This window comes from Pseudomonas sp. A2 (assembly GCF_023100865.1).
Classification (GTDB): Bacteria; Pseudomonadota; Gammaproteobacteria; order Pseudomonadales; family Pseudomonadaceae; genus Aquipseudomonas; species Aquipseudomonas asiatica.
The window spans coordinates 1,249,953-1,271,498 of record NZ_CP039127.1; the positions used below are offsets into that span (position 1 = coordinate 1,249,953).

Sequence of the window (21,546 nt, forward strand, 5' to 3'; positions counted from 1 at the left end):
CGCTATCAGGGCCGAATTTCGATCAACGTGCCATCCCGCACCAGGTCCCACACTTCCTGCATGTCGCGGTTACGCATGGCAATACACCCATCCGTCCAGTCCAGGGTGTGGAAGTACCACTCCGGATACTCGTCGTTGATCGGCGTGCCATGGATCATGATCATGCTGCCGGCACTCACCCCTTCACGAGTGGCACGGGCCGCGTCGTTGATGTTCGGGTAGTTGATGTGTATGGCCAGGTTGAAACGGTCGCTTTGCTTGCGCCAGTCCAGCCAGTAAAGGCCCTCGGGGGTTTTCTTGTCGCCTTCGCGCTCCTTGGCGCCCTTTGGCTGCTTGCCCAGCGAGATGCGGTAGGTCTTCAGCGGTTCGCCACGGCTGATCAGTTGCAGACGGCGCTCGGACTTGATCACCAGCACCTTGTCGATCAGCGGTTGCATGGCCTGCTGCGAAGGCGACGGGGTTTGCACTGCCGGCTGGGGCTTGCGGATGATGGTCTCGGTGAAGGCCGCCTGGGACACCGAGGTAACGCAAAGGCAGAAAAGGGCAAGCAACCAGCGCATGTAACGGTATCCCTGAAGGCTTCTAGGTGGTGGGCGAGACGTTCATCGGCGGCAGGTATTCATGGCCTATGGGGTAGTGCTGCCCGATGCGATCGCGATAGTAGCATTCTAGTGTGCGAGTGACGGTGCGGAAAGCCAGCTCGCCCCACGGAATCTCATGTTCCTCGAACAGCCGCACCTCCAGGCTTTCGACACCGACAGCGAAATCAAGGTCCGCAAGCTCGGCGCGAAAGAACACGTGCACCTGGTTGATGTGTGGCAGGTCGAACAGCTGGTACAGGCTCATGCTGCCGACCCGGGCGCAGGCCTCCTCGACGGTTTCGCGACGGGCGGCCTGGTCCAGGGTTTCGCCGTTTTCCATGAAACCGGCGGGCAGGGTCCAGAAGCCGCGGCGTGGCTCGATGGCGCGCCGGCACAGCAACACCTGGCTGCCCCAGGTCGGCAACACGCCGGCGACGATGTTGGGGTTCTGGTAGTGGATGGTCTGGCAAACCTCGCAGACATACCGCAGGCGGCTGTCGCCCTCGGGGATCCGCTGAGTGACCGGCTGGCCGCACGCGCTGCAGAATTTCATGTGTCGTTCCTTTTGCTCCGGGCTATCTTGGCGCGCCGGCCGTGCCGTCGCAAGCGCACGGGGCTTGGGTGCTTCGCGCCTTTGGTGCATCATGCAAGGCAGGCCTTGGATATGAGCGTGCGCAATGCTGGACGAGCTACTTCGCCGAATGAGCAACCACCAACCCGCATCACTGGAAACCGACCGGCGGTTCCCCGAAGCGGCGGTCCTCTTGCCCATTACCCGCAGCGAAGCGCCCGAGCTGGTCCTGACCCTGCGCGCCAAGGGCCTGTCCACCCACGGCGGCGAAGTGGCTTTTCCCGGTGGCCGCCGCGACCCGGAAGACCCGGACCTGGTGTTCACCGCGCTACGTGAAGCCGAAGAAGAAATCGGCCTGCCACCAGGCCTGGTGGAAGTGATCGGCCCGCTCAGCCCGCTGATTTCGCTGCACGGCCTGAAAGTGACGCCATTCGTCGGGCTCATCCCCGATTTTGTCGAATACCGTGCCAATGATGCCGAGATCGCGGCAGTATTCACCGTGCCGCTGGAATTCTTCCGCCAGGACCCGCGCGACCATACCCACCGTATCGATTACCAGGGGCGCAGCTGGTATGTGCCCAGCTATCGCTATGGCGAATACAAGATCTGGGGGTTGTCGGCGATCATGATCGTCGAACTGGTCAACCTGCTGTTCGATGCCGGCATCAGCCTGCACCAGCCCCCGGAGCGTTACATCGAAAACTGAGCGGGGCCAACCCCGTCGTCTGCGTTGCAGCCTGAGGAGCAAGCATGAAATACCGCCTGGGCGACCTGCGGGTCGAGAGCCACCCCACCAGTTGGGCCGCACCCAACGCCACGCTGATCGGCAAGGTGCGCCTGCAGGCCGATGCCAGCGTGTGGTTTGGCGCGGTGCTGCGCGGGGACAACGAGCTGATCGACATTGGCGAAGGCAGCAACGTGCAGGATGGCACGGTGATGCACACCGACATGGGCTCGCCGTTGACCCTGGGCAAGGGCGTGACCGTTGGCCACAACGCCATGCTGCATGGCTGCACGGTGGGCGACTACAGCCTGGTCGGTATAAACGCGGTCATCCTCAATGGCGCGCGCATCGGCAAGCATTGCATCATTGGCGCCAATGCGCTGATTGCAGAAGGCAAGGAGATCCCCGACGGTTCGCTGGTGATGGGCTCGCCGGGCAAGGTGGTGCGCGAGCTGACCGAACAGCAGAAGCGCATGCTTGAGGCCAGTGCCGCGCATTATGTGCACAATGCCCAGCGTTATGCACGGGAGTTGGTGGTTGATGATGAGTGATGTAGTGGAGCGACCGGTGGCCTCGCCGTGCGTGAGTATCTGTGCACTGGACGAGCAGGATATCTGCACAGGTTGCCAGCGAACCGTGGCGGAAATCAGCCGCTGGGGGCGGATGGACAACGACGAGCGCCGGGCTGTGCTCAAGCGTTGCCATGAAAGGGCCGTGGAGGCCGGCCTCATCCTGTAGGCTGACGCGCCCCCCTGTAGGAGCAGCCTTGTGCTGCGAAGAGGCCAGCAAGGCAAAAGGTGATCGTTTGCAGATATGGCCTCTTCGCAGCGCAAGGCTGCTCCTACATGTCCTGTGCATGGCTTGAGGTCGGTGCCTGCGGGTTTACCCGCGAACCAGCCAGCGGTAATCTGTGCGGCTTGCCCACAGACTACCCGCCATGTTCTATCTGATTGCCTACATCAGCAGCGTAGTGCTGATCAACTACGCCTTCTCCAGCGCGCCACACCTGGACATCATCTGGTCCGCCTGGGGCGGCCTGGTGTTCATCCTGCGCGACATGGTGCAAACCCGCTTCGGCCATGGCGCCCTGGTCGCCATGCTGGCGGCGCTGGTGCTGTCCTACGTCACCTCGGAACCGGCCATCGCTCTGGCCAGCGCCACCGCCTTCTTCATTTCCGAACTGATCGACTGGCTGGTGTTCAGCGTCACCCGCCGACCGCTGCGCGACCGCCTGTGGCTGAGCTCGGCGCTGAGCATCCCGGTGGACACCTTCATCTTCTTCGGCATGATCGGTGCCCTGACCCCAGCCGTGATCGGCACCGCCATGGCCTCGAAATTCGCCGGGGTCACCGCCGTATGGCTGGCCATGGCATTTCGCGCCCGGCGGGCCGCCGTGGCGGGTTGATGGTGTAGAATAGCGGTCCTTTTTCAGCGGGCGGCGCCAAGCCTGGTGCGGCCCCGGACGCCTTCGAGGACCTGAAATGACCCGTATCGGAACCCCTTTGTCGCCCACCGCGACCCGTGTACTGCTCTGCGGCTGTGGCGAGCTGGGCAAGGAAGTGGTGATCGAGCTGCAGCGCCTGGGCGTCGAAGTGATCGCCGTCGATCGCTACGCCAATGCCCCGGCAATGCAGGTGGCGCACCGCAGCCACGTGGTCAACATGCTCGATGGCGTGGCCCTGCGCGCAGTGATCGAGGCCGAGAAGCCGCACTACATCGTCCCTGAAATCGAAGCCATCGCCACCGCCACCTTGGTCGAGCTGGAAAACGAAGGTTTCAACGTGGTGCCGACCGCCCGCGCCACCCAGCTCACCATGAACCGTGAAGGCATCCGCCGCCTGGCCGCCGAAGAGCTGGACCTGCCAACCTCGCCGTACCACTTCGCCGACACCTACGAAGACTACGCCAAGGCCGTGGCCGATGTCGGCTACCCGTGCGTGGTCAAGCCGGTGATGAGCTCGTCGGGCAAGGGCCAGAGCCTGCTGCGCAGCGATGCCGACCTGCAGAAGTCGTGGGACTACGCCCAGGAAGGCGGCCGCGCCGGCAAAGGCCGGGTCATCGTCGAGGGCTTCATCGACTTCGAATACGAAATCACCTTGCTGACCGTGCGCCACGTCGGTGGCACCACCTTCCTCGAGCCTGTCGGCCACCGCCAGGAGAAGGGCGACTACCAGGAATCGTGGCAGCCGCAGGCCATGAGCCCGAAGGCGCTGGCCGAGTCGCAGCGGGTGGCCAAGGCGGTCACCGATGCCCTGGGTGGTCGTGGCCTGTTTGGCGTGGAACTGTTCGTGAAGGGCGACCAGGTGTGGTTCAGCGAAGTCTCGCCGCGCCCGCATGACACTGGCCTGGTGACCCTGATTTCCCAGGACCTGTCGCAGTTTGCCCTGCATGCCCGTGCCATTCTTGGCCTGCCGATTCCGGTAGTGCGCCAGTTCGGCCCTTCTGCTTCGGCGGTGATCTTGCCCGAGGGGCAGTCGCAGCAGACCAGCTTTGCCAACCTGGGTGCGGCGCTGAGCGAGCCGGATACCGCCATTCGCCTGTTCGGCAAGCCGGAAATCAACGGTACCCGCCGCATGGGCGTGTGCCTGGCGCGTGATGATTCGGTCGAAGCGGCGCGTGCCAAGGCGACCCGTGCTTCGCAGGCGGTCAAGGTCGAGTTCTGATCCGATTGGGGCTGCGTTGCAGCCCATTCGCAGCACAAGGCTGCTCCTACAAGGGCAACGCATCCCCCTGTAGGAGCAGCCTTGTGCTGCGAATGGGGCGCAGGGCGCCCCCAACTGTTCAAAGTTCGGTATTGCGGGTCTCTTTCAGGCACAGCACGGCAATCAAGCTGATCACCGCCGCCACCGACACATAACCCCCCACCCAGCTCAACCCACCCATGCTCACCAGCTTCTGGGCAAAGAACGGTGCCGCCGAGGCGCCGACGATGCCGCCCAGGTTATAGGCCGCCGAAGCGCCGGTATAACGCACGTGGGTCGGGAACAGTTCAGGCAGCAGTGCCCCCATCGGCGCAAAAGTCACGCCCATCAGGAACAGTTCGATGGCCAGGAACAGCGCCACACCTGCGGTCGACCCCGAAGTCAGCAGCGGCTCCATGGTAAAGCCCGAGGCCACTGCCAGCAGGCCGCCGACGATCAGCACCGGTTTGCGCCCGTAGCGGTCGCTGAGCCAGGCCGACAGTGGTGTGGCCAGGGCCATGAACACCACCGCGAAACACAGCAGGCCAAGGAACGTCTCGCGGCTGTAGCCCAGCGTGGTCACGCCATAGCTCAGCGAGAACACCGTGGAGATGTAGAACAGCGCGTAGCACACCACCATCGCCGCTGCGCCCAGCAGGGTCGGCAGCCAGTATCTGGAAAACAGGTCGACCACCGGCATTTTCACCCGCTCATGGCGGGCGACAGCCTTGGCGAATACCGGGCTTTCTTCCAGCTTCAGGCGCACATACAGGCCCACCAGTACCAGCGCGGCGCTGAGCAGGAACGGAATGCGCCAGCCCCACTCGCGGAACTGCTCATCGCTGAGCACCAGGGCCAGGGTCAGGAACAGGCCGTTGGCGGCCAAAAAGCCGATCGACGGGCCCAGCTGCGGGAACATGCCGAACCAGGCTCGCTTGCCTTCGGGCGCGTTCTCGGTGGCCAGCAAGGCCGCGCCACCCCATTCGCCACCCAGCCCCAGGCCTTGGCCAAAGCGCAGCAGGCAGAGGATGATCGGCGCCCATACACCAATGCTGTCATAGCCCGGCAGCACGCCGATGGCTGTGGTGGACACGCCCATCAGCAGCAGCGAGGCGACCAGGGTCGACTTGCGGCCGATACGGTCGCCAAAGTGGCCGAACAGTGCCGAACCCAGCGGGCGCGCCAGGAAGGCGATACCGAAGGTGAGGAAGGCCGCCAGCATCTGCGCGGTGCCTGACCCGGACGGGAAGAACACCGGGCCGATCACCAGGGCGGCGGCAGTGGCGTAGACGTAGAAATCGTAGAACTCGATGGCGGTGCCGATGAAGCTGGCGGTGGCTACCCGCGCGGGCGAGTTGACCGGCGCGGCAGGCGCTTCGGCATAGGTGCTGCTGGTTGTCATTGAATAGGTCCCTGACAGTCTGGTCCGGCTCCATTGGGATAAGCCCCGCGGCGTGCAATGCAAAAGGGCAGGCACGGTGGCGCGGGCGCCGGAGCGTTTTGTTGTTGTGTGCGCCCGACTGACGATAGCCCAAGGGGGATAGGGGCGGGGGCGGGCACTGTTCGGGGTGTTGAAGCAGGACCGCGGGGCGTGTCAGTGGAGCGGACTGGCCGTGGAGCGCCGGGTGCGGGTAGCAGGCGGGACGGCGGGGCTGGGTAAGCGTGACCCGAGTATAGCTATCGGGTCACGGTCCACACCAGTACCTTGCTGGCACAATTGTCCTCTGTTTCGAGGATTTCCAGGCGATAGCGGCCGATCTTCAGGCAAACGGCGCTTTCCGGGATACTTTCCAGCGCTTCGGTGACCAGCCCGTTGAGGGTTTTCGGCCCGCCGTCGCAGGGCAGGTGCCAGCCCAGACTGCGGTTGATTTCACGCAGCGAAGCGGTGCCGTCAATGACGAAAGTGCCATCGGGCTGTGGGTGCACGTGGGGGTTGTCCAGGCTGTGTTCATCCTCGAACTCGCCAACGATCTCTTCGAGGATGTCTTCCAGGGTGACGATGCCCAGCACCTCGCCGTACTCGTCCACCACCACGCCCAGGCGGCGCTGCTGCTTGTGGAAGTTCAGCAGCTGCATTTGCAGGGGCGTGCTCTCGGGTACGAAATAGGGCTCGTAGCAGGCGCCGAGCAGCATCTCCAGGGTCAGCTCGGCCTTGGGCAGCAGGTGGCTGATCAGCTTGGTATTGAGGATTGCTTCAACCTGGTTGATGTCGCTGTGGTACACCGGCAGGCGGGTGTGCCGGCTGACGATCAGTTGCTCGATGATGCGTTCGATCGGCTCGTCGAGGCTGATGCCGTCCACTTCGTTGCGCGGTACCAGGATGTCGTTGACGGTCATCTTGTCCAGTGACTGCAGGCCGTCGAGCAGACCGTGGCGCGGTGCTTCGTGTTCCTCATCCTCGTCGAATTCGTCGGCTTCCTGCGGGTGCAGGGCCACGGCCGTGGGTTGCACGCGGAACGGACGCAGGATCAGCTTGGCAATGCCATCCAGCAGGCAGGCTAGCGGTTGCAGCAGGGCGAGGGGTACTTTCAGCAGGCTGGTGCCGAGGCTGACGAACGCCTGCGGGTTGCGCCGGGCCAGGCGCCGCGGCAGGTATTCGGCAAATACCAGCAGGACGAGGGTGGCGGCCAACCCGGCCAGCCAGAAGCCGTGCTCGCCGCTATGGCGCTGGCCGAGCAGGCAGGCCAGGCCCAGCACCAGCAGCTTGCCCAGGCTGGCGCACAGCACCAGGGCCTGGGCCGGCAGCACGGGCTGGCCGTCCTCGCCGGTGCGCAGCGTGCCATTGAGTTGCAGGCGGGCGGCGTCCACCGCGGTGAACAGCGCCGACCACAATAGGGCCAGTGCCAGGGTGCCGAATAGCGGTGCGTACGGCAGGGTATCCATGGGCGGCCGTCAGATATGCAGGATGAATTCGCGAACCAGCTTGCTGCCGAAATAGGCCAGCATCAGCAGGCAGAAACCGGCCAGCGTCCAGCGGATGGCCTTGTGGCCACGCCAGCCCAGGCGGGTACGGCCCCACAGCAGCACGCTGAACACCACCCAGGCGATACAGGCCAGCAGGGTCTTGTGTACCAGGTGCTGGGCGAACAGGTTGTCGAGGAACAGCCAGCCGGAGATCAGCGACAGCGACAGCAGGCACCAGCCAGCCCAGAGGAAGCCGAACAGCAGGCTTTCCATGGTTTGCAGCGGCGGGAAGTTGCGGATCAGCCCGGACGGGTGCTTGTTCTTCAGTTGGCGGTCTTGCAGCAGCAACAGCAGGGCCTGGAACACCGCAATGGTGAACAGCCCATAGGCCAGGATCGACAGCAGGATATGCGCGAGGATACCCGGCTCTTCGTTGACCAGCGGCACCGTGCCGGGGGGCGCGAACTGGGCCAGCAGCGCGGTCACCGCGCCCAGCGGGAACAGCAGCACCAGCAGGTTTTCCACGGGTATGCGCAAGCAGGCCAGCAGGGTCAGGGCGATGACGGCCACGGCGATCAGGCTGGCGGCACTGAAGAAGTCCAGGCTCAGGCCCAGCGGGGTGATCAGCTGGAAGAACAGCGCACCGGCCTGGGCGAGTACCGCGAAGGTACCCAGCAGGGCAAGCAGGCGCTTGTCGGCCTTGCGGTTCTGGGCAAGGTAAGAGCCCTGGTAGATGGCCGCTGCTATATATAGGCCGGCGGCGATCAGGTTGGGGATGAGGCTGGGTGAGGAGAACATAAGTCCTGGTTGGCGAGCCTTAAAGAGACGGAGTTTGGCATAGATCGCGCTGGTCTAGGAAGACTGGCAGACTGCGGTGCGGCATTCGCGGGTGAACCCGCTCCCACAGGTACGGCGCCGGTTTCGAATGTGGTGCAGGCCCTGTGGGAGCGGGTTCACCCGCGAAGAGGCCGGCACAGCCACCGAATATCTACCAGGCCGCCAGCAAGGTGTGCGCCGCCGCCGCACTTCGCTATAATCGCCGCCTTGCTGTGCCCGGCGGGTATGCATTCCCCCCTGGGCGCCTGACAAACCTCGGCTTTTACTGGGCCTGAAAGGATCACCATGTTCGAAAACCTGACCGACCGCCTGTCACAGACGCTGCGCCATGTCACCGGCAAGGCCAAGCTGACCGAAGACAACATCAAGGACACGCTGCGCGAAGTGCGCATGGCCCTGCTCGAGGCCGACGTTGCCCTGCCGGTGGTCAAGGATTTCGTCAACAGCGTCAAGGACCGTGCAGTCGGCACCGAAGTGTCGCGCAGCCTGACCCCGGGCCAGGCGTTCGTGAAGATCGTCCAGGCCGAGCTGGAAAGCCTGATGGGCGCGGCCAACGAAGACCTCGCACTGAACGCCGCTCCGCCAGCCGTGGTGCTGATGGCCGGCCTGCAGGGCGCCGGTAAGACCACCACCGCCGGCAAGCTGGCGCGCTTCCTCAAGGAGCGCAAGAAAAAGAGCGTGATGGTGGTGTCCGCCGACGTCTACCGCCCGGCGGCGATCAAACAGCTGGAAACCCTGGCCAACGACATCGGCGTAACCTTCTTCCCGTCCGACATCAGCCAGAAGCCGGTGGCCATCGCTGAAGCGGCCATCCGCGAAGCCAAGCTGAAGTTCATCGATGTGGTCATCGTCGACACCGCCGGCCGTCTGCACATCGACGCCGACATGATGGACGAGATCAAGGCGTTGCATGCCGCGGTCAAGCCGATCGAGACCCTGTTCGTGGTCGACGCCATGACCGGCCAGGACGCCGCCAACACCGCCAAGGCCTTTGGCGAGGCGCTGCCGCTGACCGGCGTGGTGCTGACCAAGGTCGACGGTGACGCCCGTGGTGGTGCCGCGCTGTCGGTGCGTGCCATCACCGGCAAGCCGATCAAGTTCATCGGTATGGGCGAGAAGACCGAAGCCCTCGAACCGTTCCACCCCGACCGCGTCGCCTCGCGCATCCTCGGCATGGGTGATGTGCTCAGCCTGATCGAGCAGGCCGAGCAGAACATCGACAAGGCCAAGGCCGACAAGCTGGCCAAGAAGCTGAAGAAGGGCAAGGGCTTCGACCTCGAAGACTTCCGTGACCAGCTGCAGCAGATGAAGAACATGGGCGGCCTCGGCGGCCTGATGGACAAGCTGCCGAGCATCGGTGGGGTCAACCTGTCGCAGATGGGCAACGCCCAGGGCGCCGCCGAGAAGCAGTTCAAGCAGATGGAAGCAATCATCAACTCCATGACCCCGGCCGAGCGCCGTGATCCGGAGCTGATCAGCGGCTCGCGCAAGCGCCGCATTGCCATCGGTTCCGGCACCCAGGTGCAGGACGTCGGCCGCCTGATCAAGCAGCACAAGCAAATGCAGAAGATGATGAAGAAATTCTCCGCCAAGGGCGGCATGGCCAAGATGATGCGCGGCCTTGGCGGGATGCTGCCGGGCGGCGGCATGCCGAAGCTGTAACCCCTATTCCGGGGGCCTGCCGTTTGTCCGGCAGGCGCCCAGAACCCCCGCCGTGGCGGGGCAATGGCCGCGGATTTCGCGGCTCAACCGGCAGATCTGGACGGCAGGGCAGGGCCTTGCCGAAAAAGTCATTTGCAAATGTCCGTGTATTCCCCGAGAATATGCGGCCTTTTGGGCACCCGTGTGCCTATTTGGCATTCAGATTTGCAGTACCAGCTGCTGTATCAACTGCAGCACCGACTATAGGAACGATGTTCACATGGTAACCATTCGTCTGGCCCGTGGCGGCTCGAAAAAGCGCCCATTCTACCACCTGACCGTGACCAACTCGCGTAACGCCCGTGACGGCCGTTTCGTTGAGCGCGTAGGTTTCTTCAACCCGATCGCTGCTGGCGCCGAAGTCAAGCTGTCGGTCAACCAAGAGCGCATCAACTACTGGCTGAGCCAGGGTGCACAGCCGTCTGAGCGCGTTGCTCAGCTGCTGAAGGACGCTGCCAAGGCTGCTGCCTGAGTAGTATGAACGCGACGCCAGAAAAGGCTGACGACCTCATCGTCGTTGGCAAGATTTTTTCGGTTCACGGCGTTCGCGGCGAGGTGAAGGTGTATTCCTTTACCGATCCGATTGAAAACCTGTTGGATTATCCGCGCTGGACGCTTCGGCACGAAGGCAAGGTAAAGCAGGTCGAGCTGGTCAACGGTCGTGGCTCCCAGAAGGGCCTGGTCGTGAAGCTGAAAGGCCTCGATGATCGTGATGAAGCCCGTCTTCTGAGCGGTTACGAAATCTGCATTCCGCGGAGCCTTTTGCCCAACCTGGCTGCTGACGAGTACTACTGGTACCAGTTGGTCGGCCTCAAGGTCATCAACCAGGACGAACAACTGTTCGGCAAGGTCGATCACCTGTTGGAGACCGGTGCGAACGATGTAATGGTGGTCAAGCCCTGCGCAGGCAGCCTGGATGATCGCGAGCGTCTGTTGCCCTATACGGCGCAATGCGTGCTCGACGTCGACCTGGAAGCAGGCGTGATGCGGGTTGAATGGGACGCGGACTTCTAAACGATGGGTAACCTTCGCGTAGACGTCATCACGTTGTTCCCCGAGATGTTCTCGGCCATCACGGAGTACGGCATTACCAGCCGCGCGGTGAAACAGGGGTTGCTTCAGGTGACCTGCTGGAACCCGCGGGACTACACCACAGATCGTCACCACACGGTGGATGATCGGCCGTTTGGCGGTGGTCCGGGCATGGTGATGAAAATCAAGCCTCTGGAAGATGCCCTGGTTAGCGCCAGGCAAGCGACCGGAGCAGCGGCGAAGGTGATCTACCTTTCGCCACAAGGCCGCAAGCTGACTCAGCAGGCGGTCAAAGGCCTGGCCGAACAGGAATCGTTGATCCTGATCGCCGGTCGTTATGAAGGCATCGACGAGCGCTTTATCGAGGCTCATGTCGATGAGGAGTGGTCGATTGGCGACTATGTGCTTTCCGGTGGCGAGCTGCCGGCCATGGTACTGATCGATGCGGTTACACGGCTGCTGCCCGGAGCTTTAGGGCATGTGGACTCGGCGGAAGAGGATTCCTTCACCGACGGTCTGCTCGATTGCCCGCACTACACCCGGCCTGAGGTGTATGCGGATCAGCGTGTTCCCGACGTGTTGCTAAGTGGCAACCATGCACACATCCGGCGTTGGAGAATGAAGCAGTCCCTTGGTAGGACCTTCGAACGACGCGCCGATCTTCTGGAAAGTCGCTCGCTTTCTGGAGAAGAGAAGAAGCTGCTCGAGGAATATCTCCGCGAGCGGGACGATAGTTAAACGTATCGATGGTGGATCACGTATCCATCTTAGGAGCACAGCATGACCAACAAGATCATCCAGCAGCTCGAAGCCGAGCAGATGAGCAAGGAAATCCCGACCTTCGCACCAGGCGACACCGTTGTCGTTCAGGTTAAAGTGAAGGAAGGTGAGCGTTCCCGTCTGCAGGCGTTCGAAGGCGTCGTTATCGCCAAGCGTAACCGCGGTCTGAACAGCGCCTTCACCGTGCGCAAGATCTCCAGCGGCGTTGGCGTAGAGCGTACCTTCCAGACCTACAGCCCGCAAATCGACAGCCTGGCCGTGAAACGTCGTGGTGACGTGCGTAAAGCCAAGCTGTACTACCTGCGCGACCTGTCCGGCAAAGCCGCTCGCATCAAGGAAAAACTGTCCTGAGTGCAGTTTGCCCGGTGGCCGAGGCCGCCTAGCGAGAAAAAAGCAGCCTTCGGGCTGCTTTTTTGCGTTTTGACCCCCGAAGATGTGATTGCCATGACTACCCGAGACCAGGAAATCCTGCGCCGCACCGAACTGTCGGTGACCCGCGTGACCAAGGCGGTGTTCCCCAACACCACCAACCACCACAACACCCTGTTCGGCGGCACCGCCCTGGCCTGGATGGACGAAGTGTCGTTCATTGCTGCCACGCGCTTCTGCCGCCTGCCACTGGTGACCGTGTCCACTGACCGCATCGACTTCAAGCACCCGATACCGGCGGGCTCGATCGTCGAGTTGGTGGGGACGGTCATCAAGGTGGGTAATACCAGTTTGCAGGTGCAGGTGGATGTGTTCGTCGAGAACATGTACCTGGATGGGCGCGAGCGAGCGATTCACGGGGTGTTCAGCTTCGTCGCCATCGACGAGGACAAGCGGCCGGTGCCGGTTTTGCCCCAGGCCTGAGTTCTCCTGCACTGGCCCTTTCGCGGCTAAAGCCGCTCCCACAGGGATCGCACATACCTCAAGGGCGGTGATATCTCTGTGGGAGCGGCTTTAGCCGCGAAGAGGCCAGTACAGACAACAATTATGCTGCTGTGAAACACTAAGCCACCTCCAACACCCAGCAGCCCCGAATGCCCGCCCTAGACCACCCCCTGATCGACCAGTTCCTCGACGCCCTGTGGCTTGAAAAGGGCCTGTCCGACAACACCCGCATGTCCTACCGCAGCGACCTGGCCCTGTTCAACGGTTGGCTGCAGGAACACGGCGTCAGCTTGCCCGACGCCGGCCGCGACCTGATTATCGACCACCTGGCCTGGCGCCTCGACCAAGGCTACAAGCCGCGCTCCACGGCACGCTTCCTGTCCGGCCTGCGCGGTTTCTTCCGCTACCTGCTGCGGGAAAAGCTGGTGGCCATCGACCCGACCCTGCAAGTCGACATGCCGCAACTGGGCAAGCCGCTGCCCAAGTCGTTGTCCGAAGCCGACGTCGAAGCCTTGCTGCAGGCCCCGGACCTGGGCGAAGCCATTGGCCAGCGTGACCGCGCCATGCTCGAAGTGCTTTACGCCTGCGGCCTGCGGGTCACCGAACTGGTCAGCCTGGCCCTCGACCAGGTCAACCTGCGCCAAGGCGTGCTGCGGGTGATGGGCAAGGGCAGCAAGGAGCGCCTGGTGCCCATGGGCGAAGAGGCGGTGCTTTGGTTGCAGCGCTACCTGCGCGATGGCCGCGCCGAACTGCTCAATGGCCGCCCCAGCGATGTCTTGTTCCCCAGCCAGCGTGGCGAGCAGATGACCCGCCAGACCTTCTGGCATCGCATCAAGCACCATGCCCGGGTCGCCGGTATCGACAAACCGCTGTCGCCGCATACCCTGCGCCATGCCTTCGCTACTCATCTGCTCAACCATGGTGCCGACCTGCGCGTGGTGCAGATGCTGCTGGGCCACAGTGACCTTTCGACCACGCAGATCTACACCCATGTCGCCAAGGCCCGCCTGCAGCAATTGCATGCCCAGCACCACCCGCGTGGATGAATGTTTTTCATGTTCCGCCGACCGGTCCTTGCAAGGCCCTTCACCGGCGGTGTGATGTGGTAGGCTTGAGCGGTTTGCACCAAGGGCCGCACGGTCACCGCGTATTTTCCGCAGGTGGCGCCCTCCGGCCCCTGTCCGCCTTCAGGAGTTCCCATGCGCGTGACCCAGTTTTTCGCCGCCGCCGCGTTGGCGCTGGCCAGTACCTTTGCCGCTGCCGCGGCAACCGATAGCAATGCTGCTGCCGAGCAGGCCATCCGTAAGTCATTGCAGAACCTCGAGCTGGAAGTGCCCGTCGAAAGCGTGGCCAGCAGCCCGGTCAGCGGCCTCTATGAAGTCAAGCTGCAGGGCGGCCGCGTGCTGTATGCCAGCGGCGACGGCCAGTTCGTGATGCAGGGCTACCTGTTCCAGATCCAGGACGGCAAGCCGGTCAACCTCACCGAGAAGACCGAGCGCCTGGGCATTGCCAAGCTCATCAACGGCATTCCAGCCGCCGAGATGGTGGTTTATCCTGCCAAGGGCGAGACCAAGTCGCACATCACCGTGTTCACCGACACCACCTGCCCGTACTGCCACAAGCTGCACGCCGAGGTGCCCGAGCTCAACCGCCGCGGTATCGAAGTGCGCTATGTCGCCTTCCCGCGTCAGGGCCTCGGTTCGTCGGGTGACCAGCAGTTGCAGGCTGTCTGGTGTTCCAGCGACCGCCGTGCGGCGATGGACAAGATGGTCGAGGGTGAGGAAATCAAGGCCGCCAAGTGCGCCAACCCGGTCAGCAAGCAGTTCCAGCTGGGCCAGTCGATCGGCGTCAATGGCACGCCGGCGATCGTCCTTGAAAGCGGCCAGGTCATTCCGGGCTACCAGCCGGCACCGCAGGTCGCCAAGCTGGCACTGGCCAAGTAATCCAATTCAGTACGCCGTCGTCATGGGGTGACGGCATGTTTCACGGTCGGCATAGGTGCCGGCCGTTCAATGGGGAGTTCACAGTGAAACCGGTCAAAGTAGGCATCTGTGGGTTGGGGACCGTCGGTGGCGGAACCTTCAATGTACTTCAGCGCAACGCCGAGGAGATCGCCCGCCGTGCCGGGCGCGGTATTGAAGTGGCACAGATTGCCATGCGCTCGCAGAACCCGAACTGCCAGATTACCGGTACCCCCATTACCGCTGATGTGTTCGAAGTTGCGAGCAACCCGGAGATCGACATTGTCATCGAGCTGATCGGTGGCTACACCGTGGCCCGCGAACTGGTGCTCAAGGCCATCGAGAACGGCAAGCACGTGGTCACCGCCAACAAGGCGCTGATTGCCGTGCACGGCAACGAAATCTTCGCCAAGGCCCGCGAGAAGGGCGTGATCGTCGCCTTCGAAGCGGCCGTGGCCGGTGGCATCCCGGTGATCAAGGCCATCCGCGAAGGCCTGTCGGCCAACCACATCAACTGGCTGGCCGGCATCATCAACGGCACCGGCAACTTCATCCTCACCGAAATGCGTGAGAAGGGCCGCGCCTTCCCGGACGTGCTGGCCGAAGCCCAGGCGCTGGGTTACGCCGAAGCCGACCCGACCTTCGACGTTGAAGGTATCGATGCCGCGCACAAGTTGACCATCCTGGCCTCGATCGCTTTCGGCATCCCGCTGCAATTCGACAAGGCTTACACCGAAGGCATCACCCAGCTGACCACTGCTGACGTGAACTATGCCGAGGCCCTGGGCTACCGCATCAAGCACCTGGGCGTGGCCCGCCGCACTGCCGAAGGTATCGAGCTGCGCGTACACCCGACGCTGATCCCGGCCGACCGCCTGATCGCCAACGTCAACGGCGTGATGAACGCTGTCATGGTCAACGGCGACGCCGCCGGTTCCACGCTGTACTACGGCGCCGGTGCCGGCATGGAGCCTACCGCTTCGTCGGTAGTCGGCGATCTGGTGGATGTGGTCCGTGCCATGACCTCCGACCCGGAAAACCGCGTGCCGCACCTGGCCTTCCAGCCGGATTCGCTGTCGGCCCACCCGATCCTGCCGATCGAAGCCTGCGAAAGTGCCTACTACCTGCGCATCCAGGCCAAGGATCACCCTGGCGTACTGGCCCAGGTGGCCAGCATCCTCTCGGAGCGTGGCATCAACATCGAGTCGATCATGCAGAAGGAAGCCGAGGAACAGGACGGCCTGGTGCCGATGATCCTGCTGACCCATCGCGTGGTCGAGCAGCGCATCAACGACGCCATCGTCGCCCTGGAAGCCCTGCAGGACGTCATCGGCAAGGTCGTGCGCATTCGCGTCGAGCAGCTCAACTAACAATAGTGCCGTGGGGCCGCCAGCGCGGCCCCGGCCCCAGTATCGAAGGTTTGCACCCATGCGCTATATCAGTACCCGCGGCCAGGCTCCGGCCCTCAATTTCGAAGACGTCCTGCTGGCTGGCCTGGCCAGCGACGGCGGCCTGTACGTCCCGGAAAACCTGCCACGCTTCACCCAGGAAGAAATCGCCTCGTGGGCTGGCCTGCCGTACCACGAACTTGCTTTCCGGGTGATGCGCCCGTTCGTCGAAGGCAGCATCGCCGACGCCGACTTCAAGAAGATCCTCGAGGAAACCTACGGCGAGTTCGCCCACGCTGCGGTTGCCCCGCTGCGTCAGTTGAACAGCAACGAGTGGGTGCTGGAGCTGTTCCACGGCCCGACCCTGGCGTTCAAGGACTTCGCCCTGCAACTGCTCGGCCGCCTGCTGGACCACGTGCTGGCCAAGCGCAACGAGCGCGTGGTGATCATCGGCGCCACCAGCGGTGACACCGGTTCCGCCGCCATCGAAGGCTGCCGCCGTTGCGACAACGTCGACATCTTCATCCTGCACCCGCACCAGCGCGTGTCGGAAGTGCAGCGCCGGCAGATGACCACCATCTTCGGCGACAACATCCACAACATCGCCATCGAAGGCAACTTCGACGACTGCCAGGAAATGGTCAAGGCCAGCTTCGCCGACCAGTCGTTCCTCAAGGGCACCCGCCTGGTTGCGGTCAACTCGATCAACTGGGCGCGGATCATGGCCCAGATCGTCTACTACTTCCACGCTGCCCTGCAGCTGGGTGGCCCGGCGCGTTCCGTGGCGTTCTCGGTGCCGACCGGCAACTTCGGCGACATCTTCGCCGGCTACCTGGCACGTAACATGGGCCTGCCGGTCAGCCAGCTGATCGTCGCCACCAACCGCAACGACATCCTGCACCGCTTCATGAGCGGCAACCAGTACGTCAAGGAAACCCTGCACGCGACCCTGTCGCCGTCGATGGACATCATGGTCTCGTCCAACTTCGAGCGCCTGCTGTTCGACCTGCACGGCCGCAACGGCGGCGCCATTGCCGAGCTGATGGCCAACTTCAAGCAAGGTGGCGGCTTCAGCGTCGAGCAAGACCGCTGGACCGAAGCGCGCAAGCTGTTCGACTCGCTGGCAGTGAGCGACGAGCAGACCTGCGAAACCATCGCCGAAGTGTTCGCCGCTACCGGCGAAGTGCTCGACCCGCACACCGCTATCGGCGTCAAGGCTGCCCGCGAGTGCCGCCGCAGCCTGGACACGCCGATGGTGGTGCTGGGCACCGCGCACCCGGTCAAGTTCCCGGAAGCGGTGGAGAAGGCTGGTGTTGGCAAGGCGCTGGAGCTGCCGGCGCACCTCAGCGACCTGTTCAGCCGTGAAGAGCGTTGCACGGTGCTGGCCAATGACCTGAAGGCCGTGCAGGGCTTTGTCAGCCAGCATGGTAACCGCGGCAAGCCTTTGTAAGCATCGGGGCCGCACTGCGGCCCATCGCCGGCAAGCCAGCGCCCACCCCGACCGCATAGACCCAAGGTCATGTGCAATCCCTGTGGGAGCTGGCTTGCCGGCGATGGGCTGCGGAGCAGCCCTAATTATCCGAATTTTCCCACTGCTCCATCAGAAACATCCTATTCAGGCCGCCCAGCGGCAACGCCTAAATTAGCCGGTCCTCCCATCAGGAGCGGCTCATGCACCAGCCCTACGTGTTGATCCACCAGGCTCGCCCATCCCATCAGATCCTCCTGCACCAGGCCCTCAACGCTCAGGGCATGTTCCATGTGCGCATCAGCGAAACCAGTGCAGACCTCGACGCCTGCCTGAACGCCGATCACCGCCCCGATCTGCTGATCCTTGACCACGCCATGCCAACCCGGGCCGGCCTTGCCTTGCTCGAACAGCAGCACCGAACCCGCGCTTTGCTGTTCGTCGGCCAGGCTACCCCCAAGCGCCGCAACCTTGCCCAAGAGGCCAGAAACCGGGGCCTGTGGGTGCTCGCCGAACTGTCCTGGCCACTGTCGATGCCATGCCTGCAGCGCGCTCTGCAGGCACTGCAGGTGCGCCCGTGGCGGCGTATTCAAACTGTCACGTCCGCCCCGCATGCTCACTGAAGCAGCCGCGGTGTAACGAACTTTCCGCTGCGTCTGTTGGTCAGTTCCTCTATATCCCACCACGCAGCGAGTGATCCGGATGGAAAGAATCTGCAGACTGCTCAACGAAGCCCTGACCCCCTATCAGGCCCACCTCGGCGTCGCCGATGCCCAGGGTAATCGCCAACTGACCGTTCATGACCGCCTCGCCGGCATCACCTTGCGGCGCACGGTGAGCGAACGCCAGTTGCAGGAACAACGCCTGTTGGTCGACCTGGTGGATGGCCTTCACCGTGACCTGCAGATCGCCGAAGGGCGTTTGCAGCCCTGTGTGATCGCGGCATTGCAGCAGCGTCAGCAACCCCATGGAACCTTTGCCTGAGTGGTTTATCAGACACTGTAGGGGCAGCCGGGCCAGTGCTTTGCTCCGGCGCTGGCAAGGTTGTCACGGGAAGCCCCCAAGGGCTTTCGCTTGGCCCCGGGCGTGTTTCCCCAGCGCCCGGGGTTTCTTTTTTTGGGGGGGGCAGGCACATATCCTTGTAGGAGCGGCCTTGTGTCGCGATGGGCCGCGAAGCGGCCCCGGCAATCTTTGCGGCGAAGCTGAAAATGTGGGGCCGCTACGCGCCCCATCGCGACACAAGGCCGCTCCTACAGGGGCCGATCGGGCAGCTAGTGGTCTTCGAAGAAGCGCTTGCTCTCTTCCAGATAGTCTTCCTGCAACGCCGGGTCCAGCCAGCGTGCATACAACCCCGGCAACACATCCCGGCGCAAGGCAGGCAGCAGGTGGTCGATGTGCGCAATCGCTTCACGCCCAAGCTCGCTGTTCGAACAACCTACATGCAGAAACTGGTAGCGGTTCACCCCTTGCACAGGATGAAACCGGTAGTCAGCCAGTGCCCCGCCTTGCTGCTCCACCAGGTAGCGCACTTCGGGCCAGTAACCGAGTACCATGCGCAGGCGCCCGAGCTGTTGCATCTGTAGCAGGTTGGCGGTGGCGTCGTTGCCGTAGTGGCGGCTGAGCGCGGTGTCGGGCAACTGGCGCAGGATGGCGTCGATCTGCGTGCCATAGCTGCGCTCGGCGACAACACCCAGCTTCAGTGGGGTCTTGCTCAGCAGGTTGAGCAGGTCTACCTCCTGGCCGTCGAGGTAAGGCGCCACCAGCGCCTCGCTTTCCTTGCGCAGCACCAGGCCGCCACTGAGCACGCCCAGGGAGGGCACGGAAAACCTCACATATTCAGCGCGTTCCGGCGTCCACAGCAGGGTCGGGTCGCAGGTGAAGCTATTCGGGTCCTGCAGCATCTGGATGCCGCGGGCGCGGTTGACCCGCAGGATGCTGTGGTCGTACTCGGGCATCTGCCTGATCAGCAGGGGCAGCAACTGGTCGATCACCCCTTGGCCTTTTTCCGGCCCTTCCAGAATGGTAAACGGCGGCAGGTCGCGCACCAGCCAGAAGAGGCGCTCCTTGGCGCTGGCAGGCTGCAACAGCAATGCGGGCAGCAGCCCGCACAGCAGGGCCAGGTGGCGTAGGCAACGGGCAGCGCGCATGGACCAGGGCCGCGCCAGTGTCAGACCGTGCCTGCTGCGCGCAGGTTGGCGATGGCCGCCGCGTCGTAGCCCAGGGTGCCGAGCAGTGCCTCGGTGTGTTCGCCCAGCGCCGGGCCTACCCACTCGGTGGAGCCGGGGGTGTCCGACAGCTTGGGCACGATCCCCGGCATGCGGAATGGCTTGCCGTCCGGCAGCTTGGCCTGCAGGAACATTTCGCGTGCCAGGTACTGCGGGTCATTGAACATGTCCTCGGCCGAATAGATGCGGCTGGCCGGCACTTCGGCGGTGTTCAGCACCTGTATCAGCTGCTCCAGCGGCAGGCTGTTGGCCCAGCGGTCGATTACCCCGTACAGCTCGTCACGGCGCAGGTCGCGGCCATCGTTGGTGGCCAGGGTCGGGTCGTCGGCCAGGTCGGTGCGGCCAATGGCCTGCATGAAGCGCTTGAAGATCGCATCGCCGTTGGCGCCGATCTGTACATGCTTGCCGTCAGCGCTGGTGTGAATGGAGGAGGGCGTGATGCCTGGCATGATGTTGCCGGTGCGTTCGCGGATAAAGCCGAACACGTCGAACTCCGGGACCATGCTTTCCATCATGGCGAAGATCGCTTCGTACAGGGCCACGTCCACCACCTGGCCCTGGCCGCCGTTGACTTCCCGGTGTCGCAGCGCCATCAGTGCACCGATCACCCCCCACAAGGCAGCAATCGAGTCACCGATGGAAATGCCCGTGCGCACCGGTGGGCGGTCGTCGAAGCCGGTGATGTAGCGCAGGCCGCCCATCGACTCGCCCACGGCGCCGAAGCCCGGCTGGTCCTTCATCGGCCCGGTCTGGCCGAAGCCCGACAGGCGCACCATTACCAGGCGCGGGTTGAGCGCGTGCAGCACGTCCCAGCCCAGGCCGAGTTTTTCCAGCACACCCGGTCGGAAGTTCTCGATCAGGATGTCGGCCTCGGCCAGCAGGCGCTTGAGAATCTCGCGGCCCTCTGGGTGTTTGAGGTTGAGGGTGAGCGACTGCTTGTTGCGGGCCTGCACGAACCACCACAGCGAGGTGCCCTCGTACAGCTTGCGCCATTTGCGCAACGGGTCGCCGCCATCGGGCGATTCGACCTTGATCACCTCGGCGCCGAATTCGGCACAGATGCGCGAGGCGAACGGGCCAGCGATGAGGGTGCCGAGTTCGACAACCTTGAGACCGGCGAGGGGTTTGCTGGGCGTAGTCATGGGGCATCCGTGGCAGCTGGGCAGATGCGTGGTTTTATCATAGGTCCGAAGCGGCAGATACTGCTGCGGGGCAACGAAGGGCAGTATCGGTTAGACTGTGTCACTTTTTCTCTGCGCAAGAAGCCCGTCGACCATGGCCCAGCCGTCCACCACCTACAAATTCGAACTGAACCTGACCGACCTCGACCGCGGCGTGTACGAAAACGTCCGTCAGACCATTGCCCGCCACCCTTCGGAAACCGAAGAACGCATGGCCGTACGCCTGCTGGCCTACGCCCTCTGGTACAACGAAAACCTGTCGTTCGGCCGTGGCCTGTCCGACGTGGACGAGGCGGCGCTGTGGGAAAAGAGCCTGGACGATCGCATCCTGCACTGGATCGAAGTGGGCCAGCCGGACGCCGACCGACTGACCTGGTGCTCGCGCCGCACCGAGCGTACCAGCCTGCTGGCCTACGGCAGCCTGCGCGTATGGCAGAACAAGGTGGTAGACGCGGTCAAGGGGCTGAAGAACCTGAGCATCGCCGCTGTGCCGCAGGAGGTGCTGGAAACCCTCGCCACCGACATGCCCCGCACCATCAAGTGGGACGTGATGATCAGTGAAGGCACCTTGTTCGTCACCGACGACCGTGGCCAGCACGAAGTGCAGCTGGAGTGGCTGCTTGGTGAGCGCGGCTGAAG

At 63.5% G+C, this 21,546-nt stretch carries 25 protein-coding genes; 18 read left to right on the forward strand and 7 right to left on the reverse strand.

Annotated features, from left to right (window positions below; genetic code table 11):
* Positions 1–5: 5 nt before the first annotated feature.
* Complete coding sequence (locus E5221_RS05850) at positions 6–560, reverse strand: L,D-transpeptidase family protein (RefSeq protein ID WP_013971179.1); 555 nt, start codon at positions 558–560, stop codon at positions 6–8.
* 22 nt (positions 561–582) lie between these two features.
* Positions 583–1,134: an NUDIX hydrolase gene (locus E5221_RS05855; protein WP_039612785.1), complete on the reverse strand. Its 552-nt coding sequence runs from the start codon at positions 1,132–1,134 to the stop codon at positions 583–585.
* A 124-nt stretch (positions 1,135–1,258) separates the two neighbouring features.
* On the opposite strand from E5221_RS05855, the gene E5221_RS05860 reads away from it, so the two are divergent.
* The 5 genes from E5221_RS05860 to purT all read left to right on the forward strand — a co-directional run bounded on the left by E5221_RS05860 (position 1,259) and on the right by purT (position 4,539).
* Positions 1,259–1,858, forward strand: coding sequence for a CoA pyrophosphatase (locus E5221_RS05860; protein ID WP_003252125.1), 600 nt, complete (start codon positions 1,259–1,261; stop codon positions 1,856–1,858).
* 44 nt (positions 1,859–1,902) lie between these two features.
* The gene (locus E5221_RS05865) at positions 1,903–2,427 is read left to right on the forward strand and encodes a gamma carbonic anhydrase family protein (RefSeq protein ID WP_015269134.1); all 525 of its coding nucleotides are present in this window, start codon (positions 1,903–1,905) and stop codon (positions 2,425–2,427) included.
* Complete coding sequence (locus E5221_RS05870; RefSeq protein ID WP_061303200.1) at positions 2,417–2,614, forward strand: DUF1289 domain-containing protein; 198 nt, start codon at positions 2,417–2,419, stop codon at positions 2,612–2,614. Before E5221_RS05865 ends, E5221_RS05870 begins: the two co-directional genes overlap by 11 nt.
* Before the next feature lie 199 nt (positions 2,615–2,813).
* On the forward strand, positions 2,814–3,281 hold the full coding sequence (locus E5221_RS05875; protein ID WP_039612787.1) for a VUT family protein: 468 nt from the start codon (positions 2,814–2,816) through the stop codon (positions 3,279–3,281).
* A 76-nt stretch (positions 3,282–3,357) separates the two neighbouring features.
* Positions 3,358–4,539, forward strand: coding sequence for a formate-dependent phosphoribosylglycinamide formyltransferase (gene purT, locus E5221_RS05880; RefSeq protein WP_247846995.1), 1,182 nt, complete (start codon positions 3,358–3,360; stop codon positions 4,537–4,539).
* A gap of 118 nt (positions 4,540–4,657) precedes the next feature.
* Here purT and E5221_RS05885 read toward each other — a convergent pair whose 3' ends face one another.
* From E5221_RS05885 to ccsA, 3 genes are all read right to left on the reverse strand, one after another.
* Positions 4,658–5,959, reverse strand: a complete 1,302-nt coding sequence (locus E5221_RS05885) for an MFS transporter (protein ID WP_025337910.1) — start codon at positions 5,957–5,959, stop codon at positions 4,658–4,660.
* A gap of 275 nt (positions 5,960–6,234) precedes the next feature.
* A complete protein-coding gene (locus E5221_RS05890) occupies positions 6,235–7,440 on the reverse strand; it encodes a transporter associated domain-containing protein (RefSeq protein ID WP_015269138.1) in 1,206 nt (401 codons plus the stop codon).
* A 9-nt stretch (positions 7,441–7,449) separates the two neighbouring features.
* Positions 7,450–8,259 (reverse strand): cytochrome c biogenesis protein CcsA, encoded by an 810-nt coding sequence (ccsA, locus tag E5221_RS05895; protein WP_015269139.1) that lies wholly within the window; start codon positions 8,257–8,259, stop codon positions 7,450–7,452.
* Between the two features lie 324 nt (positions 8,260–8,583).
* Between ccsA and ffh the strand changes: the two genes are divergently transcribed.
* The 12 genes from ffh (at position 8,584) to E5221_RS05955 (ending at position 18,485) form a co-directional block, all read left to right on the forward strand.
* A complete protein-coding gene (ffh, locus tag E5221_RS05900; protein WP_013971189.1) occupies positions 8,584–9,960 on the forward strand; it encodes a signal recognition particle protein in 1,377 nt (458 codons plus the stop codon).
* 259 nt (positions 9,961–10,219) lie between these two features.
* Entirely contained in the window at positions 10,220–10,471 is a 252-nt protein-coding gene (rpsP, locus tag E5221_RS05905; protein ID WP_247846997.1) for a 30S ribosomal protein S16, read from the forward strand.
* A 5-nt stretch (positions 10,472–10,476) separates the two neighbouring features.
* Positions 10,477–11,013, forward strand: coding sequence for a ribosome maturation factor RimM (gene rimM / locus E5221_RS05910; RefSeq protein WP_013971190.1), 537 nt, complete (start codon positions 10,477–10,479; stop codon positions 11,011–11,013).
* Between the two features lie 3 nt (positions 11,014–11,016).
* Positions 11,017–11,769: a tRNA (guanosine(37)-N1)-methyltransferase TrmD gene (gene trmD, locus E5221_RS05915; protein ID WP_003252146.1), complete on the forward strand. Its 753-nt coding sequence runs from the start codon at positions 11,017–11,019 to the stop codon at positions 11,767–11,769.
* Positions 11,770–11,811: 42 nt separating this feature from the next.
* A complete protein-coding gene (gene rplS, locus E5221_RS05920; protein WP_003252148.1) occupies positions 11,812–12,162 on the forward strand; it encodes a 50S ribosomal protein L19 in 351 nt (116 codons plus the stop codon).
* 93 nt (positions 12,163–12,255) lie between these two features.
* A complete protein-coding gene (locus E5221_RS05925; protein WP_023660491.1) occupies positions 12,256–12,663 on the forward strand; it encodes an acyl-CoA thioesterase in 408 nt (135 codons plus the stop codon).
* Positions 12,664–12,833: 170 nt separating this feature from the next.
* Positions 12,834–13,730 carry a site-specific tyrosine recombinase XerD gene (gene xerD / locus E5221_RS05930; RefSeq protein WP_013971192.1) on the forward strand — a complete coding sequence of 299 codons (897 nt, stop codon included), beginning with the start codon at positions 12,834–12,836 and terminating at the stop codon, positions 13,728–13,730.
* Between the two features lie 153 nt (positions 13,731–13,883).
* Positions 13,884–14,627: a DsbC family protein gene (locus E5221_RS05935; protein WP_003259432.1), complete on the forward strand. Its 744-nt coding sequence runs from the start codon at positions 13,884–13,886 to the stop codon at positions 14,625–14,627.
* Between the two features lie 83 nt (positions 14,628–14,710).
* On the forward strand, positions 14,711–16,015 hold the full coding sequence (locus E5221_RS05940) for a homoserine dehydrogenase (RefSeq protein WP_003259434.1): 1,305 nt from the start codon (positions 14,711–14,713) through the stop codon (positions 16,013–16,015).
* Positions 16,016–16,073: 58 nt separating this feature from the next.
* Positions 16,074–17,483 carry a threonine synthase gene (thrC, locus tag E5221_RS05945; RefSeq protein ID WP_010952565.1) on the forward strand — a complete coding sequence of 470 codons (1,410 nt, stop codon included), beginning with the start codon at positions 16,074–16,076 and terminating at the stop codon, positions 17,481–17,483.
* Between the two features lie 221 nt (positions 17,484–17,704).
* Positions 17,705–18,124, forward strand: coding sequence for a response regulator (locus E5221_RS05950; RefSeq protein WP_039612791.1), 420 nt, complete (start codon positions 17,705–17,707; stop codon positions 18,122–18,124).
* Between the two features lie 79 nt (positions 18,125–18,203).
* Positions 18,204–18,485 carry a DUF3509 domain-containing protein gene (locus E5221_RS05955; RefSeq protein WP_182329118.1) on the forward strand — a complete coding sequence of 94 codons (282 nt, stop codon included), beginning with the start codon at positions 18,204–18,206 and terminating at the stop codon, positions 18,483–18,485.
* A 287-nt stretch (positions 18,486–18,772) separates the two neighbouring features.
* Here the strand turns inward: E5221_RS05955 and E5221_RS05960 are convergent, their stop codons facing one another.
* Both E5221_RS05960 and E5221_RS05965 read right to left on the reverse strand, forming a co-directional pair.
* Positions 18,773–19,648 carry a TIGR02285 family protein gene (locus E5221_RS05960; RefSeq protein WP_247846998.1) on the reverse strand — a complete coding sequence of 292 codons (876 nt, stop codon included), beginning with the start codon at positions 19,646–19,648 and terminating at the stop codon, positions 18,773–18,775.
* Between the two features lie 20 nt (positions 19,649–19,668).
* Entirely contained in the window at positions 19,669–20,868 is a 1,200-nt protein-coding gene (locus E5221_RS05965) for a CaiB/BaiF CoA-transferase family protein (RefSeq protein WP_039612793.1), read from the reverse strand.
* 133 nt (positions 20,869–21,001) lie between these two features.
* Between E5221_RS05965 and E5221_RS05970 the strand changes: the two genes are divergently transcribed.
* A complete protein-coding gene (locus tag E5221_RS05970; RefSeq protein WP_013971198.1) occupies positions 21,002–21,544 on the forward strand; it encodes a YaeQ family protein in 543 nt (180 codons plus the stop codon).
* Positions 21,545–21,546: the final 2 nt, after the last annotated feature.